Annotated in this window: 17 protein-coding genes; 9 read left to right on the top strand and 8 right to left on the bottom strand. The window is 63.9% G+C overall.

The features are described from left to right. Positions 1-2: 2 nt before the first annotated feature. The 5 genes from xseA to GNH96_RS10190 all read left to right on the top strand — a co-directional run bounded on the left by xseA (position 3) and on the right by GNH96_RS10190 (position 4,022). Positions 3-1,406, top strand: coding sequence for an exodeoxyribonuclease VII large subunit (gene xseA / locus GNH96_RS10210; protein ID WP_169603571.1), 1,404 nt, complete (start codon positions 3-5; stop codon positions 1,404-1,406). Between the two features lie 40 nt (positions 1,407-1,446). Next, positions 1,447-1,986 carry an OmpA/MotB family protein gene (locus GNH96_RS10205; protein ID WP_169603570.1) on the top strand — a complete coding sequence of 180 codons (540 nt, stop codon included), beginning with the start codon at positions 1,447-1,449 and terminating at the stop codon, positions 1,984-1,986. Positions 1,987-2,128: 142 nt separating this feature from the next. After that, positions 2,129-2,539: a ketosteroid isomerase-related protein gene (locus GNH96_RS10200; protein WP_169603569.1), complete on the top strand. Its 411-nt coding sequence runs from the start codon at positions 2,129-2,131 to the stop codon at positions 2,537-2,539. A gap of 5 nt (positions 2,540-2,544) precedes the next feature. Next, positions 2,545-3,156, top strand: a complete 612-nt coding sequence (locus GNH96_RS10195) for a GNAT family N-acetyltransferase (protein ID WP_169603568.1) — start codon at positions 2,545-2,547, stop codon at positions 3,154-3,156. Continuing rightward, positions 3,153-4,022 carry a carbon-nitrogen hydrolase family protein gene (locus GNH96_RS10190; protein ID WP_169603567.1) on the top strand — a complete coding sequence of 290 codons (870 nt, stop codon included), beginning with the start codon at positions 3,153-3,155 and terminating at the stop codon, positions 4,020-4,022. The genes GNH96_RS10195 and GNH96_RS10190 overlap by 4 nt, the downstream gene beginning before the upstream one ends. Positions 4,023-4,029: 7 nt before the next feature. On the opposite strand, the gene GNH96_RS10185 is transcribed toward GNH96_RS10190, so the two are convergent. Beyond that, positions 4,030-4,440 carry a hypothetical protein gene (locus GNH96_RS10185; protein WP_169603566.1) on the bottom strand — a complete coding sequence of 137 codons (411 nt, stop codon included), beginning with the start codon at positions 4,438-4,440 and terminating at the stop codon, positions 4,030-4,032. Positions 4,441-4,641: 201 nt separating this feature from the next. On the opposite strand from GNH96_RS10185, the gene GNH96_RS10180 reads away from it, so the two are divergent. Further along, positions 4,642-5,484 carry a DMT family transporter gene (locus tag GNH96_RS10180; protein ID WP_228719813.1) on the top strand — a complete coding sequence of 281 codons (843 nt, stop codon included), beginning with the start codon at positions 4,642-4,644 and terminating at the stop codon, positions 5,482-5,484. Between the two features lie 4 nt (positions 5,485-5,488). Here GNH96_RS10180 and GNH96_RS10175 read toward each other — a convergent pair whose 3' ends face one another. Both GNH96_RS10175 and GNH96_RS10170 read right to left on the bottom strand, forming a co-directional pair. Next, the gene (locus GNH96_RS10175) at positions 5,489-6,145 is read right to left on the bottom strand and encodes a DUF2231 domain-containing protein (protein WP_169603565.1); all 657 of its coding nucleotides are present in this window, start codon (positions 6,143-6,145) and stop codon (positions 5,489-5,491) included. A gap of 97 nt (positions 6,146-6,242) precedes the next feature. After that, the gene (locus tag GNH96_RS10170; RefSeq protein ID WP_228719812.1) at positions 6,243-7,388 is read right to left on the bottom strand and encodes a lytic transglycosylase domain-containing protein; all 1,146 of its coding nucleotides are present in this window, start codon (positions 7,386-7,388) and stop codon (positions 6,243-6,245) included. Between GNH96_RS10170 and GNH96_RS16075 the strand changes: the two genes are divergently transcribed. Continuing rightward, positions 7,387-7,551 carry a hypothetical protein gene (locus tag GNH96_RS16075; protein ID WP_228719811.1) on the top strand — a complete coding sequence of 55 codons (165 nt, stop codon included), beginning with the start codon at positions 7,387-7,389 and terminating at the stop codon, positions 7,549-7,551. The genes GNH96_RS10170 and GNH96_RS16075 overlap by 2 nt on opposite strands. Before the next feature lie 179 nt (positions 7,552-7,730). Here the strand turns inward: GNH96_RS16075 and GNH96_RS10165 are convergent, their stop codons facing one another. The 5 genes from GNH96_RS10165 to GNH96_RS10145 form a co-directional block, all read right to left on the bottom strand. After that, the gene (locus GNH96_RS10165; RefSeq protein WP_169603563.1) at positions 7,731-8,249 is read right to left on the bottom strand and encodes a hypothetical protein; all 519 of its coding nucleotides are present in this window, start codon (positions 8,247-8,249) and stop codon (positions 7,731-7,733) included. A gap of 39 nt (positions 8,250-8,288) precedes the next feature. Then, a complete protein-coding gene (locus GNH96_RS10160) occupies positions 8,289-8,663 on the bottom strand; it encodes an NAD(+)--dinitrogen-reductase ADP-D-ribosyltransferase (protein WP_267313366.1) in 375 nt (124 codons plus the stop codon). 92 nt (positions 8,664-8,755) lie between these two features. Then, entirely contained in the window at positions 8,756-10,060 is a 1,305-nt protein-coding gene (clpX, locus tag GNH96_RS10155; RefSeq protein WP_169603562.1) for an ATP-dependent Clp protease ATP-binding subunit ClpX, read from the bottom strand. Between the two features lie 25 nt (positions 10,061-10,085). Next, entirely contained in the window at positions 10,086-10,811 is a 726-nt protein-coding gene (gene cysE, locus GNH96_RS10150; protein WP_228719810.1) for a serine O-acetyltransferase, read from the bottom strand. 14 nt (positions 10,812-10,825) lie between these two features. Beyond that, positions 10,826-10,993, bottom strand: coding sequence for a hypothetical protein (locus GNH96_RS10145; RefSeq protein WP_169603560.1), 168 nt, complete (start codon positions 10,991-10,993; stop codon positions 10,826-10,828). A gap of 269 nt (positions 10,994-11,262) precedes the next feature. On the opposite strand from GNH96_RS10145, the gene GNH96_RS10140 reads away from it, so the two are divergent. Together GNH96_RS10140 and GNH96_RS10135 are read left to right on the top strand one after the other, a co-directional pair. Next, complete coding sequence (locus GNH96_RS10140; RefSeq protein WP_169603559.1) at positions 11,263-12,336, top strand: DUF1611 domain-containing protein; 1,074 nt, start codon at positions 11,263-11,265, stop codon at positions 12,334-12,336. Then, a complete protein-coding gene (locus tag GNH96_RS10135; RefSeq protein WP_169603558.1) occupies positions 12,333-13,403 on the top strand; it encodes a dipeptide epimerase in 1,071 nt (356 codons plus the stop codon). The genes GNH96_RS10140 and GNH96_RS10135 overlap by 4 nt, the downstream gene beginning before the upstream one ends. Positions 13,404-13,410: the final 7 nt, after the last annotated feature.

Raw genomic sequence — 13,410 nt, 5'->3', positions numbered from 1 at the left:
GCGTGAACCTCCGCTCGTTTCCGGCTGCCCGGCCCGAATTCGTCTACACCGTTTCGCGCCTCAACCGCGAAGCCCGCATCACGCTTTCCGGCCATTTCGGCACGGTCTGGGTGGAGGGCGAAGTCTCCAACGTGGCCGCACCGGCCTCGGGCCACCTTTATTTCACCCTGAAGGACGCCGAGGCCCAGGTCCGCTGCGCCATGTTCCGCGGGTCCGGACGCCTGCTCGGCTTCAAGCCCGCGAACGGCGATCATGTCCTGGCCCGCGCCCAGGTCGGACTGTACGAACCCCGCGGCGACTACCAGCTGATCGTGGATCTGCTGGAGGAGGCCGGCGATGGTGCGCTCCAGCGCGCGTTCGAGGCCTTGAAGAAACGCCTGGACGCCGAAGGACTGTTCGATCCGGCCCGCAAGAAGCCCATCCCCCGCTTCCCCGCCTGCATCGGCGTCATCACCTCGCCCACGGGCGCCGCGATCCGCGACATCCTCACCGTGCTGGCCCGGCGCTACCCGGCGGCTACCGTGATCGTGTTCCCCGCCACGGTCCAAGGCAGCGAAGCACCGGCGGAACTCGTCCGTGCGTTGCAGCGGGCCGATGCCAGCGGCTGGTGTGACGTCCTGCTCTTGGCCCGCGGCGGCGGCTCGCTGGAGGACCTCTGGGCCTTCAATGACGAAAGCCTGGCGCGGGCCATCGTGGCCTGCCGGACGCCGGTGGTGACCGGGATCGGCCACGAAGTGGATTTCACCATCGCCGATTTCGCCGCCGACCTGCGCGCGCCCACGCCTTCCGCGGCCGCCGAATCGGTCACACCCGACCGGATCGACCTCGCGAACCGTCTGCAGCGACTGGCATCCCAACTCCGCCGCAGCTTCCGCGGGCGGCTGGAGCGGGTCCAGCAGCGGCTGGACTTCGTCGAACGCCGGCTGCTGCAATCCCATCCCAGACAGCGGCTGGAACGCCAGGCTCAGCGCCTGGCGGAGCTGCGACACCGGCTCGCGCGCAACGCCGCCGTGCGCTTCAATCTTCAGCGCCAGAGACTGCAAGGCATGGCGTTGCGGCTCGTCCGCCACGATCCCGACCAGCGGGTGAAACGCCTTGCCGAGAAGCTCGGTACGCTGGATTCCCGCCTGCGGCGCTCGGCATCGCTCCTCCTGGAACGCCGAAGTGAACGGCTCGGCACGCTGGGCCAGCGGCTGGACACGGTGAGCCCGCTAGCGACCCTGGCCCGGGGCTATTCGATCGCCCTGCGGGCCGCCGACAACACCGTTGTCCACTCCTGGGAAGACATTCAGCCTGGAGAGATTCTTTACACCCGCTTGGCGGAGGGTTCGCTTCTCAGCCGGGTGGAGAAGGCCGAACCTGGCGGCCTGCCGGTTTTTCCTGGACAATCCCGGCGAGGCCGTTAAGGCGCTCATCAATCAACCGCCAATCAGGAAGGAGCAAACCATGGTAAGAAAATTCGCGACCACCGTGCTCACCGCCGGGGTGCTGAGCGGATGCGTGATGCAAAGCACTTACGACCGCGATGTCGGCTACGAAAGACAGCTCAATGAACAACTGCGCACGGAAGTGGAAGCCGACGAGGTCAAGATCCAGCAGTTGCAGGATCGTCTCCGCGTCACCATGGAAGACGAGCTGCTGTTCCCCGAAGGCGGATACCAGATCAGCAAGGAAGGCAAGGCATCGATCGACAAGATCGTGCCTACGCTGCAGAGCGCCAGCAATCACCGCATCGAAGTCGAAGGCCATACCGACAACGTGCCGATCGGCAAACATCTGGCCCACCGCTTCTCCAGCAACTGGGAGCTGTCCGCCGGGCGCGCCTGCGAAGTGGTCAAGTATCTTCAGTCCAAGGGCATTGACCCGAGCCGCATGACGGCCGCCGGACACGGCGAGTACCAGCCGGTGGCTTCGAACGCGACCGCGGAAGGCAAAGCCCAGAACCGCCGCATCGACATTGATCTGGTGCCGAGCTATCAGCAATGATCCGATCTGCCGGCCCAAGCCTGTCACGCGGTCTCGACAGGCTTGGGGGCCCCTCATTAAAATGGCGGGCTTTTGAATTCCGGAAGACACGCCGCACTTGGTGCTCCGGAAACTCCTCACCCAGCATCCGGAATTTCAGCGCATGCATCAAAACGCCAAAGCTCTCATCGAAAACTATTACGCCGCCTTCAACGCAGGCGACATGGAGACCTTTCTGGGCCTCCTCACCGACGACGTGATCCACGACATCAACCAGGGCTCCCGCGAGATCGGCAAGGACGCGTTCCGCGCCTTCATGGACCGGATGAACCGCAATTACAAGGAACGGCTGGTCGACATGGCCATCATGACCAACGAGGACGGTACCCGCGCCGCTGCCGAATTCGTGGTCCTCGGCGAATACCTGGTGACCGACGAGGGCCTGCCGCCCGCCAAAGGCCAGACCTACCGGCTGCCGGCCGGCGCATTCTTCGACATCCGCGACGGCAAGGTCGCCCGCGTCACCAACTACTACAACCTCCAGGACTGGATCCATCAGGTCGAAAAGGCTTAGGCGCCATGAGCGAGGCGATCACCGTCAAGATCCTGTCGGGACCCGAAATCGGGAAATACATTCCCGACCTCGCGCGCTTGCGCATCGAAGTATTCCGAGACTTTCCCTATCTGTACGACGGCACCGCCGAATACGAGGAGCGCTATCTGCAGACCTACGTGGAATCGCCGGAGAGCGTGGTGGTACTGGCCCTTGACGGCGAGCGGGCCATCGGCGCCTCCACCGGCCTGCCGATGGAGCACGAAACGCCGGAATTCAAGCGCCCCTTCCTCGAGCACGGCTACGATCCGGCCCGGATCTTCTACTGCGCCGAATCGGTGCTCCTCAAGGAATACCGCGGCCGCGGCATCTACAAGCGGTTTTTCGAAGGCCGCGAAGGCCATGCCCGCCGCCTGGGACGGTTCGACTATTGCAGCTTCTGCTGCGTGCAAAGGCCGGACGACCATCCCTTGAGGCCCGCCGACTACGAGCCGCTCGATGCCATTTGGACCCGTTTCGGCTACGTCAAACACCCCGAACTCGTCACCACCTATGCCTGGAAGGACGTGGATCAGGCCGACGAGACCGAGAAACCCATGGTGTTCTGGCTCAAGCCACTGAAGGATTCCACCCGATGAAGCCGCTGTTTCTCGCCGCGGCCCAGTACGACATCGGCTTTCTCGGCGACTGGTCCGCCTACCAGGAAAAAGCCGGGCGCTGGGTCGGAGAGGCCGCCGGCAACGGCGCCCAGATGCTGGTGTTCCCGGAATACTTCAGCATGGAACTGGCCTCGCTGTTCCCGGAGGCGGTCTACCGCAGCCTGTCCGGCCAGCTGGCGGAAATGCAATCGGTCCTGCCGGATTTCATGATGCTCTATGCCGATCTGGCGGAACAGCACGGCATCTACATCCTGGCGGGTACCTTCCCGGTGCGCCAGCCGGACGGCGGCTACCGTAACCGCGCCTTTCTGTTCCGCCCGGACGGCACGCCGGAGTTCCAGGACAAGCTGCAGATGACCCGGTTCGAGAACGAACAGTGGCTGATCTCGCCGGGGAAGGAAATCCGCACCTTCGATACCGAATTCGGCCGGCTCGGCATCAACATCTGCTACGACAGCGAATTCCCCATGATCGCCCGCAGGCAGGTGGAAATGGGCGCGAACCTGATCCTGGTGCCGAGCTGCACCGATACCTTGGCAGGTTATCACCGGGTTCGCATCGGCTGCCAGGCGCGGGCACTGGAAAACCAGTGCTATGTCGTGCAGTCGCCGACCGTGGGATCGGCACCCTGGTCCGAGGCGGTGGACGTCAACGTCGGAGCGGCGGCGATCTATACGCCGGTGGATTACGGCTATCCCGACGACGGCATCCTGGCGATCGGCGAGCTGAACCGCCCGCAATGGGTCTATGCCGAAATCGATCTCGGCTCCATTGCCCGCGTCCGCGAAACCGGCCAGGTCTTCAACTACCGCGACTGGCCGGCCCAGTTCGATCTGGTCGGGTAGGGGAAAATCAAAGGATCATCGCGAGGCCGGCCAGCACTGCCAAGCCGCCGCTCAGGTAAGCCGTTTTCTTGAGCCAGCCCAGGCTGCGCCACCAGGCGCGGAGCGCGTCGCGCCGATCTCGATACCAGGCTTTGCCTTCCTCGATTTTCAGGGCGACTTTCGGCGCCAGTTTCCGGATGGTCAGGATCAGCACGATGATGAAAGTGATCATGCTGGTCCAGGCCGCCTTGTGCTGGGCTTCCAGATGATCCAGCCCGAACACCTTCGAATAGAAGGTGATCAGGGCGTGCTGGGAAAGTTCGAGCAGCAGGTCGGCGAATTCGATCAGCCCCTCGAGCATCAGTTCGCCGGCAAAAACGGCCGAGATCAGGAAAATGATGGGAAGCCCGTAACGGATCAGTTTTCTCTTGTCGATCATGATGTTTATTGTTCTTGTCGAGTCCTGTCGTCAAAAACGCGATGTGGCCGGGGGACCGGTGCCATTGAAAAAACCGCAGAAATATAGTGTCAATTCGCGACGGATTCAATCCACCGGCAGATGCGCGAGGCTTCACCGGCGTTGAACATGCGGATGGCGGGATCGAAGTCGGGCGGGAGCAGGAGCCTTGGATTGTGGTCGATGCTGTTGGCCTCCCTGCTGTTTTCCTTCATGAGCATGTCCGTGTATGCATTGGGGATTCGTCATCCCGAGCTGCCGGCGATGACGGTGAGTTTTTTCCGGATTCTCATCAACCTGGCTGTCCTTTTTCTCCCTGCGATCGCCCGGGCGCGGACGTCTTCACTGCTCGGCGACATGCGCATGTCACTGTGGCTGCGAGGCGTGTTCGGCTCCCTGGCCCTGATCCTCTCTTTCATCTCGATCCAGCGGATCGGGCCGGGGGAAGCGGCGTTTCTGGGCGCCAGCAGCGGAGTGTTCGTGGCCCTGCTCGGCCCGAAAATCCTCGCCCAGGGAAACAGCCGGTGGATCTGGGCCGCCCTGGCCGGTTCGCTGGCCGGGCTGTATCTGTTGCTGGAGCCACGGGGAGACATCTCCGATGAGCTGGGCAGACTGATGGCATTGGGTTCGGGCCTCCTTAGCGCCCTCGCCTATTTGATGGTCGCCCGCGCCGGCCGCAGCAATCCCCCCGGCACCGTCGTGTTTTATTTCTGCGTGGTCGCCATACCGATGCATCTGGCCTGGTTCGGGCTGACCGGATTTACGCTGCCGCGAAGCGGCGAGGCCTGGGCCTTGCTTCTCGTTTGCGGGCTGGCGGCAAGCGGCGCCCAGGTTCTGATGACACAGGCATATCAGAAATCCCCAGCGGCCCTGGTCAGCGCGGTGGGTTATGCCACCCCGGTGTTCAATCTGGCTTTCGGCTGGCTATGGTTTGCCAAGGTACCGGATGGCGCAGCGCTGGCCGGCTGCGCCCTGGTCTTGCTTTGCGGGGTACTGCTGCCGTTCCTGAGCAGCCGCGGGATTTGAGCGGCTAGGGCTCGGCGGCGCCGTGATCGTGATGATGCGCGGCGTCCTGCGACTGGAGGTTTTTTACGCCCACGCCGTGCTGGTACACCATCAACCCTCCCAGATCGGCGCCGAAGAACATCGCGGTTGCCATGAGACCTGCCAGAAAGAGATGAAAGGCGTTGGCCATCCCGGAAAACCGGTAACGGGCGATCAGCCGCCAGAGGGAAAGAACAAGGGCAAGACTGCTGACCGTCAACCCCAACCGCTGATGCCACTGCATGATCTGGTGCACCGCTTCGCCATGGGGGACGATGCTCGCCGCGAACAGTCCCGCCGCAGCCGCTGACACAGCGCCCAGGGTCCCCAGATAAAGCATCCAGCTAGCGACCACGCGCAGGTCCTTCCTCCTTAACGAGACGGCAACCAGGTCGAGCAGGAAAAACGCGTTCAGGAAGGCGATCGGAAAATGCACCAGGAGGGGATGGATGTTCGGAGCGAGTGCGGAAACGCCCGGCAAGAACTCGAACGTTCCGCCGCCGTCAAAAAACCGCGTGGTCGAATCGAGCGCATTCTCCAGCAACCCCACCCAGCCCGCCCCGGCCGCATCGCCTGCGCCATGTACCGCCGGTGTGAGAAATCCGCTGCCGACCGAACCCGGCCAGCTGCCCCAAAATGCCATGATGCACTCCGCGTCTTGTTTATTCGGAACATCCTAAAGGATCGGGGGTGGACTTGCCATCCCCGCCCAGGCATCCCTGGAAGACGGCCGGCCAAGCTCAGCGCAAACGCGCGATACGGAGTTTTTCTCCGCTCCTGCTCACAGGTACGGTCTTGATCTTGATCTTGGCTTGGGCAGCGGGATGGCTGTTTGAGGCGACAGGCCTCTGTCCGGCCTTGCCGTGCAAGGGCTTGGAGAATTTGGCGTCGTGGCTATGGCTCGGTTTGGGCGATTCAACCTGCGCCTCGTGAGAAACCGGCCGAAAACGCTGCACCGGAGGGTCGCCGGCTACGACGAACGGGCTGGGTGCATGGTCCAGCGGATTTTCGTAGGCCACGCCTTCCGGAAAGAAACGTTCCGGATCGCTGGCTATTTCCGACGCCGCAAGAAACTCCGCATAATAATTGCGGGACGCGAACCCGAACAGCGGGTGGTCGTAGTCCTGGACGATGCGCTCGAAGTCGTGCCCGTACCTGTTCTTCGCCTTCTGCATCCCCCCGATACCGTGATTGTAAGAGGTCACGGCCAACGGCCAGCTCCCCAGCTTGCCGTAAGCATGGCTGAGGTATCGCGCCGCGCCATGTGCGGATGCGATCGGGTCCAGACGGGCGGAGACACTGTCCTGACCGTTCATGAATGTCTTGGCGGCTCCGGCGGTAAATTGCCAGATTCCGATCGCTCCAGCCGAGGACCTCGCGTTGGCCTGGAACGAAGATTCCACGTGGGGCAGAAACGCAAGCTCTTCCGGAAGGCCGGCATCGCGGAAAATCCGCCGGAAATGCTCGTGATAGCGCCCGCTGATTTCCAGCCCGCGTTTGAACCGCTCCCGCAGGCCACGCTGATAGCGCAGACGCTCGGCAGCCCCCTGGATGGCCGTCCGGACGTCCACGTGCTCGCCGATCCGGCGGGCCAGTTGCAGGTCGGCGGCGTCCAGCGGCGCCCGCGATGCCAGCTTGTCCTCCAGACGCCGCAAGCGGTATTTCCAGTAATCGAGCCGCTCCTGTACCAGCGCTTTCTGGCTGGGGGTCAAGCCGCCCCTGGCGTCCCCCGGCAGATCGACGACCTCGTAAACCACACCCATGTGGCGGTCATCGTGCAGGGCCACCTGGGACCGGCTCCACTCCGCATAGACTCTACGCCAGAAGGCGACCTGCGGTTCCAGCGCGGGGTAACGCGGAAACACGCCTCCCAAACGAAGGGGCATGTATTCCGCCCTGGGCCGGTTCTTGGGAGTGAAATCCAAATCCGGCGCCCTGGCCCGTTCAGAGGAAGGAGCGGTCTGCGCCAATGTATCCTTCTTCGGAGCCATGGTGCGTGAAGAACATGCGACCAGCAGTAAAACCGGAACGATGCAGACGAACCCTTGAGCGAGTCGCTCGAACATGAGTGTGTCCCCCCTTAGGCATGAGCCGACGCCCTCCCCTTCGGTCACGTACCGTAGGCGGTATCGTCCGAAGCCGTCGGCCTGAATGAATGCCTCTATTGTAGTCCGTTACCCTGGGGCTACAACTACCGTGGCGATCTCCTCCCGGCGGCTCGTTATTCCCTATTGAGACTTCGGCATCAAAGGCAATGACGCGCCGATTTCCACGTCCTCCGCCCCTTGCAGCACGTTTTCGATCTGCAGAAAGCGCGCGCCGATCCTTTTCGAAAGGGCTTTCGCCAATTTGCCGTAATATTTTTCCAGCAACGCGGTGCGCGATTTACGGAACGCCAGGGCCGCCCTGACCAGCGCATCGGCCTTGGCTTCACTGATGGTATCGAAATTCGCCGCGTAGTCGCTGATCAACGTGTAACGGGTCTCGTTCAGCTTCATCAGGTCGGCTTCGTACTGATGGTAGATCGACCAGAATTGCTTGCCCTGCGCCTCATCCAGATCCATCGCATCGGCGACGAATTGGCGTTTCTCCATGCGGATGCTGGCTCGGAACAGCGCCAGTTCGTCCTGCTCGGCAGGCCGAGCAGCCGGAGCGGTTGGGGGCGCCGCCGCTTTCGCGGCGTGGACCTCGGCGCCGGGAAGAATGGCGGAAACAGCCAGTACCCCTGATAGGAAGGTTTTATTCATGGAACGGCCGCTCCCGGCTTTGACGAGGCTCCATGAGTATCATAGGCCAGCTTGTGTGCGAATGCACCGGCCACCGCTCCTTATACATACCGTAAGCCTTACCCGGTAAGTCTCGCCAATCACCAGATACTCCGCTTCTCCTCGCAAGGGATGGCGCGGCAGCAGATCATTGAAGAATATCAGTTTGACGACCGGCACTTCGGTTTCGAGGATATAGGCGCCTAACTGTCCCGCCTGGGTGCGGTCGCCGGCGAATGAGACGATGTTGTTGAGGCGCACCAGGATGTCCCGGCCCATGCCGGCGCCGAGGGTGCAGAATTCGCCGACGCTGTCTACGCCGCGGTAGAGCCGGATATGGCGACGTGCCGGTAGCTTGAAACGGCCGATCGCCCATTGGCAGAACTCAAACAGCAAGTCGAGCTGCAGGTAAATGCAGTTATTGTGGAAGCGGGTCGCCCCTCTTTACCTGCGAGTGAGAATCCACAGGCCTTCCCGCGGCTTTCGCCTCAGACGCACCCTGCGGCGGCGCAGGAATCCGACGAAGCCTCCTCGTCGCGGATCAGCTTCACTGGGGCGTTGCGTTCCACCGTGTCCGCATCGACGACGCACTGGCGGACGTCCGACTGCGAGGGAATCTCGAACATCGGTCGGCGGAGGATGTGCTCGATGATGCTGCGCAAGCCGCGCGCGCCGGTGTCCCGCTCGATGGTGCGCGCGGCGATGCGGCGGATCGCTGCCTCGGTGAAGACCAGTTCGACGCCCTCGTAGGCGAACAATTTCTGGTATTGCCGCACCAGAGCATCTCGGGGCTCTGTGAGAATGCGGACCAAAGCGGCCTCGTCCAGCGGCTCCAAGGGAGCGATCACGGGGAAGCGGCCGATGAACTCCGGGATCAACCCGAACCGCCGCAGGTCTTCGGGCTGGATTTCCGCCAGCAATTCCTCCAAGGGCGGCTTTTTCGAGTCCTGCATGGGCGCGTGGAAACCGATCTCGCCGCGCGGCGGGCCGATGCGTTTCTCCACGTGCTTTTCCAAGCCCGGAAACGCACCCCCCGCGATGAACAGGATGTTGCGGGTATCGATTGTGACCTCGTCGCCGCCGCTGCCTTCGCGCCGCCGGCCTCGGGCCGCCACCTTCACCTGGCTGCCTTCGACGAAGCGCAAGAGGGCCTGCTGCACGCCTTCGCCGGAAATGTCGCGGGTGTTGATCGCCATTTCCGGGCTCTTCGCCAGCTTGTCAACTTCATCGATGTACACGATGCCCCATTCCGCCCGTTCGACGCTGCCGTCGGCGGCTTCCAGCAGGCGCACCAGGATGTTCTCGACGTCGTCGCCGACATAGCCGGCCTGAGTCAGGGTGGTCGCATCCGCCACCACGAACGGCACGCCGACGATGCGCGCCAGGGTGCTGGCCAGGAGGGTCTTGCCGGTGCCGGTGGGTCCGATCATCAGGATGTTCGATTTGCCGACCTGAACGTCCGTGTCGTCCGCGGCCAGCCCCAGGATCTCGCGGCTCTCGTGGCGGAGGCGCTTGTAGTGGTTGTAGACGGCGACGGAAAGGATTTCCTTGGACAGCTCCTGACCGATCACGTACTGGTCGAGGTGGCGCTTGATGTCCCACGGCTTGGGAACGTTGCCGTGCAGCTCCGCCATCGACCGCTTGCGGCCCCAGTTCGTCACCACCTGCTCGGCCAGGCGCACGCAGGCCTCGCAGATCTGGCCCTCGATGCCGGCGATGAGCGGCGTGTCTCTGCTTTGTTCGATACCACAAAAGGAGCAGTGCTGGGTGTTTGCCGGCGTATCGCTGCTCATGCCGTCCTCCTCAAAGCTCGATGATTCAAGATTCCATGTCCGCGGGTTCCCTGCACACCGGTTCCCCTTCGCACTGCCTGCACGCGTGGTTCGAATCGATGTGGCGCTTCACCAGCTCGTCTTCCAGGATTTCGATCCGGTCCAGCAGGCATTGCACCGCCTTGCCGACCGGATCGGGGATCAAATGGTGGTCCAGGTCGATGCCGTGGGGATCGATCCGGCGCGAACTCTTGGGCTGGACGATCTTGCCGGGGATGCCGACCACCGTGCAGTAAGCCGGCACGTCCTTGATCACCACCGAATTCGCGCCGACGCGGACCTGGTCGCCGAGCGTGATGGGCCCCAGAATCTTGGCGCCGGCGCCGACCAGCACGCCACTGCCCAGGGTGGGATGGCGTTTCACCTTGTTCCACGAGGTGCCGCCGAGGGTGACGCCGTGATAAAGCGTCACGTCGTCGCCGATCTCGGCGGTCTCGCCGATCACCACGCCGGCGCCGTGGTCGATGAAAAAGCGCCGGCCGATGGTGGCGCCGGGATGGATGTCGACGTTGGTCAGCCAGCGGGCGAATGCCGCCATCAGCCGGGCGCTCAGGCGGTGTCCCGCGCGCCACAGCCGATGAGCGATCCGGTGCAGCAGTACCGCGTGGACGCCGGGATAGGTCAGCATGACTTCCAGCCGGCTCCGCGCCGCCGGGTCGCGCTCGAACACGCAGCCGACATCCTCGCGCAAAAGCTCCGCGAGGGACGGCATGGCGGCCTCGTTTCCTACCACGGAACCACGCTCCACGAAGTCCGTCCCGGCACGGGCGGCGCCGGGATGATGTAGAAGGGATATTCGTCCTGCTCGGTCGCTGCCGTCTCCTGCTCGTTTGCAGGTGTGCTGGGAACGACCGTTTCGCGATAGTCCTGGTCGATGAATTCGTAGCCGATCATGGAACACCTCCTCGCATGGGGATGCATGGAAACAACTCTCGGATACTACCCAAGCAACCGATATGCCATCCGCTGGCGGCACGACAAACCCAATGAATTCACGGTGGCGCCCTGGCCACCCTTGGCGTGGGCACAACACCTGACTCAACGGCCAGAGGCATTTGTACGGTTTGTGACAAACGGGCATGGAAACCCATTTCACCGATTGTTCCCGAATCCCGGTATATGATGGGCACCACTCGCCGCGCTTCGCATGGAGGACTACAAGCTTGGACAAGTCGCCCGCCCTCATTCTGGCCCACGGCTGCTTCCGGGACATACACGGCAAAGTCGCCCACGGCCTGGTCCGAAGCACGGACCGCTTCGACATCGTCGCCGTGATCGATCCCGCCTGCGCCGGCCAAGACGCCGGCACCCTGCTCGACGGACGGCCACGGGGCATTCCCGTTCTTGCCTCGATCGACGCCGCCCTGGCCCACGCGCGCATACGTCCCGAATTCGCCATCGTCGGCATGGCGACACACGGCGGTCGCTTCACCGAAACCCTGCGCACCGCCCTGCTCGAAGCGGCACGGGCCGGCCTGTCGCTGGTCAACGGCCTGCATGACCTCGCCGGAGACGATCCGGAAATCGCGGCGGAAACGGCCCGCCACGGCGCCAGTATCCTCGACTTGCGCCGGCCCAAGCCCGTCGCCGAACTGCATTTCTGGACCGGCCAGATCCACGGCGTAGTCGCACCGCGGATCGCGGTGCTCGGCACCGACTGCGCCCTGGGCAAGCGCACCACCTCCCGATGGGTGGTCCAGGCGCTGAACGCGGTAGGCGTCAAGACCGAGATGATCTACACCGGCCAGACCGGCTGGATGCAGGGCGGGCGGCATGGCCTGATCCTGGATGCCCTGCCGAACGACTTCGTCAGCGGCGAGCTGGAGCACGCCATCCTGAGCTGTTACCGCGAATGCCGGCCCGACCTCATCGTCCTGGAAGGCCAATCCGCCCTGCGCAATCCGAGCGGACCCTGCGGGGCGGAACTGCTGCTGTCGGGGGCCACGGCGGGTGTCATCCTGCAGCACGCCCCCGGCCGGCGCTGTTACGACGGCTTCGAAGGACCGCATTTCCGGATTCCTCCCGTGGAGGACGAAATCCGGCTGATCGAACACTACGGTGTGCCGGTGCTGGGCGTCAGCCTGAACGGACGGGATTCGAGCCCGGAAGAATTGCGGGAAGCGCAGCGCAGACTGGCCCGGACCCTGGACATCCCGGTCGTCTGCCCGCTGGAAGACGGTGTAACCGAGCTGCTGCCGCCGCTGCGGGCGTTGCTGGACCGGAAGCAAGTCGCATGAATATCCTCGACATCCGGGTGCGGACCGAACACTTCCCGCTGACACGGCCCTACCGCATCGCCTTCCGTTCCATCGACGAAGTCGACAACCTGATCGTCGAAGTCAGGACTACGGACGGCTTGCTCGGCTTGGGCGCAGCCTCGCCTGAACACCACGTCACCGGCGAAACCCTGGAAGCCTGCCACGCCGCCTTGAGCGTGGACGATCTCGACTGGCTGATCGGCCGGGACATCCGCACCCTGCCGCGGCTGTGCCGGGAATTGACGGAACGGCTGCCCGCCGCGCCGGCCGCCCGCGCCGCCCTCGACATGGCGCTGCACGACCTGTTCGCCCAAGCGCTGGATCTGCCCCTGGCCGACGTCCTGGGACGCGCGCACGACAGCCTGCCGACCTCGGTCACCATCGGCATCAAGCCGGTCGAGGAAACGCTGACGGAGGCCCGCGAATACCTCGGCCTCGGCTTCCGGGTGCTCAAGGTCAAGCTCTCCGGTGAAGAGACGGAGGATTTCGCGCGGCTGCATCGGCTGCACGAAACGCTGGCCGGACGCGCAGTCATGCGGGTCGACCCCAACCAGAGCTACGGCGTCGACGGCCTGCTCCGGCTCGACCGGGCCGGCCGGGAACTCGGCATCGAGTTCGTCGAACAGCCCTTCCCGGCGGAGAGGACCGACTGGTTCCGGGCGCTGCCGGAAGCGGTGCGACGGCGGGTCGCCGCCGACGAATCCCTGCTCGGCCCCGCCGACGCCTTCGCCCTGGCCGCGCCGCCCGCCGCTTGCGGCATCTTCAACATCAAACTGATGAAATGCGGAGGGCTGGCCCCGGCACTGCGGATCGCCGCGATCGCCGAAACGGCGGGCATCGCGCTGATGTGGGGCTGCATGGACGAGAGCCGCATCAGCATCGCCGCCGCCCTGCACGCCGCCCTCGCCTGCCCGGCCACCCGCTACCTCGACCTGGACGGCAGCTTCGACTTGGCCCGCGACATCGCCGAAGGCGGCTTCGTCCTCGAGGACGGCCGGCTGAGTGTGACCGGCAAGCCTGGGCTCGGGCTGAAACGCCTGGATTGAGCCGCCT

Source organism: Methylococcus geothermalis, assembly GCF_012769535.1.
GTDB classification, from domain to species: domain Bacteria; phylum Pseudomonadota; class Gammaproteobacteria; order Methylococcales; family Methylococcaceae; genus Methylococcus; species Methylococcus geothermalis.
This window is presented reverse-complemented; position numbering and strand designations above follow the sequence as displayed.

Bases quoted from the DNA above. Each gene is read 5' to 3' on its own strand.
- GNH96_RS16075 (WP_228719811.1), top strand. From the start codon at position 7,387: ATGTATTCCGCCCTGGGCCGGTTCTTGGGAGTGAAATCCAAATCCGGC.
- GNH96_RS10170 (WP_228719812.1), bottom strand. From the start codon at position 7,388: ATGCCCCTTCGTTTGGGAGGCGTGTTTCCGCGTTACCCCGCGCTGGAA.
- GNH96_RS10200 (WP_169603569.1), top strand. From the start codon at position 2,129: ATGCATCAAAACGCCAAAGCTCTCATCGAAAACTATTACGCCGCCTTC.
- GNH96_RS10190 (WP_169603567.1), top strand. From the start codon at position 3,153: ATGAAGCCGCTGTTTCTCGCCGCGGCCCAGTACGACATCGGCTTTCTC.
- GNH96_RS10175 (WP_169603565.1), bottom strand. From the start codon at position 6,145: ATGGCATTTTGGGGCAGCTGGCCGGGTTCGGTCGGCAGCGGATTTCTC.
- clpX (WP_169603562.1), bottom strand. From the start codon at position 10,060: ATGAGCAGCGATACGCCGGCAAACACCCAGCACTGCTCCTTTTGTGGT.
- cysE (WP_228719810.1), bottom strand. From the start codon at position 10,811: ATGCCGTCCCTCGCGGAGCTTTTGCGCGAGGATGTCGGCTGCGTGTTC.
- GNH96_RS10165 (WP_169603563.1), bottom strand. From the start codon at position 8,249: ATGAATAAAACCTTCCTATCAGGGGTACTGGCTGTTTCCGCCATTCTT.
- GNH96_RS10195 (WP_169603568.1), top strand. From the start codon at position 2,545: ATGAGCGAGGCGATCACCGTCAAGATCCTGTCGGGACCCGAAATCGGG.
- GNH96_RS10135 (WP_169603558.1), top strand. From the start codon at position 12,333: ATGAATATCCTCGACATCCGGGTGCGGACCGAACACTTCCCGCTGACA.
- GNH96_RS10145 (WP_169603560.1), bottom strand. From the start codon at position 10,993: ATGATCGGCTACGAATTCATCGACCAGGACTATCGCGAAACGGTCGTT.
- GNH96_RS10205 (WP_169603570.1), top strand. From the start codon at position 1,447: ATGGTAAGAAAATTCGCGACCACCGTGCTCACCGCCGGGGTGCTGAGC.
- GNH96_RS10185 (WP_169603566.1), bottom strand. From the start codon at position 4,440: ATGATCGACAAGAGAAAACTGATCCGTTACGGGCTTCCCATCATTTTC.
- GNH96_RS10180 (WP_228719813.1), top strand. From the start codon at position 4,642: ATGCTGTTGGCCTCCCTGCTGTTTTCCTTCATGAGCATGTCCGTGTAT.